This window comes from Streptomyces sp. NPDC058459, from assembly GCF_042721685.1.
GTDB lineage: Bacteria > Actinomycetota > Actinomycetes > Streptomycetales > Streptomycetaceae > Streptomyces.
Genome location: NZ_JBHXLV010000378.1, coordinates 1 through 2,699 on the forward strand (window position 1 = coordinate 1; position 2,699 = coordinate 2,699).

The 2,699-nt window shown below is 69.7% G+C and carries 1 protein-coding gene; it reads right to left on the minus strand.

All coding sequences use genetic code 11. The features are described from left to right. Positions 1-42 precede the first annotated feature (42 nt). Complete coding sequence (locus tag ACFWN1_RS32815) at positions 43-2,556, minus strand: RelA/SpoT family protein (protein ID WP_384370265.1); 2,514 nt, start codon at positions 2,554-2,556, stop codon at positions 43-45. Positions 2,557-2,699 lie beyond the last annotated feature (143 nt).

Sequence of the window (2,699 nt, forward strand, 5' to 3'; positions counted from 1 at the left end):
GCTCCGTACGTCGCGTACGGAGCCCCTCGGCGTATGCGCCGGTCAGCTGCGGTTGCGGGCCGAGGTGACGCGGTAGACGTCATAGACGCCCTCCACGCCGCGCACGGCCTTCAGGACGTGGCCGAGGTGCTTGGGGTCGCCCATCTCGAAGGTGAAGCGTGAGGTGGCGACCCGGTCGCGGGAGGTCTGCACGGCAGCGGACAGGATGTTGACGTGCTGGTCGGACAGGACGCGGGTGACGTCCGAGAGCAGCCGGGAGCGGTCCAGCGCCTCGACCTGGATGGCGACCAGGAAGACCGAGGACTGGGTGGGCGCCCACTCGACGTCGAGGATGCGCTCGGGCTCGCGGGACAGGGACTCCACGTTGACGCAGTCGCTGCGGTGCACCGAGACGCCGCTGCCCCGGGTGACGAAGCCGATGATCGGGTCGCCGGGTACCGGGGTGCAGCAGCGGGCCAGCTTCACCCACACGTCGTCGACGCCCTTGACGACGACACCGGGGTCCGAGCTGGAGCGGCGCTTGCGGCTGCGGCGGGTCGGCGGGACCGGCTCCTCGATCTCCTCGGTGGCCGCCTCCTCGCCACCGAGCGCCTGCACCAGCTTCTGCACGATGTTCTGCGCCGAGACATGGCCCTCGCCGATCGCCGCGTACAGCGCGGAGATATCGGAGTAGCGCATCTCGTGGGCGAGCGTGACTAGGGAGTCGCCGGTCAGGATGCGCTGGATCGGCAGGTTCTGCTTGCGCATCGCGCGGACGATCGCGTCCTTGCCCTGTTCTATCGCCTCGTCCCGGCGCTCCTTGGAGAACCAGGCGCGGATCTTGTTGCGGGCGCGGGGCGACTTGACGAAGCCCAGCCAGTCGCGGGAGGGCCCGGCGCCGGGTGCCTTGGAGGTGAAGACCTCCACCAGGTCACCGTTGTCCAGGGTGGACTCCAGCGGGACCAGGCGTCCGTTGACGCGTGCCCCTATGGTCCGGTGGCCGACCTCGGTGTGCACGGCGTAGGCGAAGTCCACCGGGGTGGCCCCGGCGGGGAGCGCTATGACGTCGCCCTTGGGTGTGAAGACGAAGACCTCGTTGCGGGACAGGTCGAAGCGCAGGGACTCCAGGAACTCGCCGGGGTCCTCGGTCTCCTTCTGCCAGTCCAGCAGCTGGCGCAGCCACGCCATGTCGTTGAGGTGGTCGTCCTTGCCCTTGCCGGCGCTCTTCGGCGCGTCGGTGCGTACCTTGGAGGCGCCGGCCACGGCCTCCTGCTTGTACTTCCAGTGTGCGGCGATGCCGTACTCGGCGCGGCGGTGCATGTCGAAGGTGCGGATCTGCAGCTCGACCGGCTTGCCGTTGGGTCCGATGACCGTCGTGTGCAGCGACTGGTACATGTTGAACTTCGGCATGGCGATGTAGTCCTTGAACCGGCCGGGGACCGGGTTCCACCGCGCGTGGATCGTGCCGAGCGCCGCGTAGCAGTCCCGGACGGTCTCCACCAGGACGCGGATGCCGACCAGGTCGTAGATCTCCGCGAAGTCACGGCCGCGGACGATCATCTTCTGGTAGACGCTGTAGTAGTGCTTGGGGCGCCCGGTGACGGTCGCCTTGATGCGGGCGGCGCGCAGGTCGGCCTGCACCTCGTCGGTGACTATGGCCAGGTACTCGTCGCGCTTGGGGGCGCGCTCGGCCACCAGCCGCACGATCTCGTCGTACATCTTGGGGTAGAGGATCGCGAAGGCGAGGTCCTCCAGCTCCCACTTGATGGTGTTCATGCCCAGGCGGTGGGCGAGCGGCGCGTAGATCTCCAGGGTCTCGCGCGCCTTCTTCTCCTGCTTCTCGCGCTTGAGGTAGCGCATGGTGCGCATGTTGTGGAGGCGGTCGGCGAGCTTGATGACCAGGACGCGGGGGTCCTTGGCCATGGCGACGACCATCTTGCGCACGGTCTCGGCCTGCGCGGCCTCGCCGAACTTGACCTTGTCCAGCTTGGTGACGCCGTCCACCAGCAGTGCGACCACGTCACCGAAGTCCCGGCGCAGGTCGTCCAGGCCGTACTCGGTGTCCTCGACGGTGTCGTGCAGCAGCCCGGCCATCAGGGTCGCCGGGTCCATGCCCAGCTCGGCCAGGATGGTGGTGACGGCGAGCGGGTGCGTGATGTACGGGTCGCCGCTCTTGCGCTTCTGGCCGCGGTGCCAGCGCTCGGCGACCTGGTAGGCGCGCTCGATCTGGCGGAGCGTGGCGCTCTCGATCTTGGGGTCGTTGCTGCGCACTATCCGCAGCAGCGGCTCCAGCACCGGGTTGTAGGGGTTGGCGCGCTGCACACCGAGGCGGGCCAGGCGGGCCCGGACGCGGTTGGAGGAGCCGGAGCGAGGCGTGGTCTGACCTGCCGCCGGGCGCACGGGGGCGGGCTTGGGGCGCACGGTGTCGGCGCTCTTCTCCGCCGGCGCGGCCTGGGCGTGCTCGACCGAGCCGCGTGCGTCGTCCTTCGCGTCGGACGCGTTCGGCACGGGCTTCACCGCGGGGGCCGGAGCGGACTCCGGCTTGGCGGCGGTCAGTGGCTGGGCCTCGTCTGGCAAGAGGGCTCCTAGTGCGCGGTCCGGGTCCCCCGGTCAGGCTCCGGAAACCCCATGGTAGCGATCCGGCGCCTCACCATCGTCTTCAGGCCGGGGGGAGAGTGGTGTACCAGGGGAACGCGTGGGGCGGGTGGGGGATTCCGGGG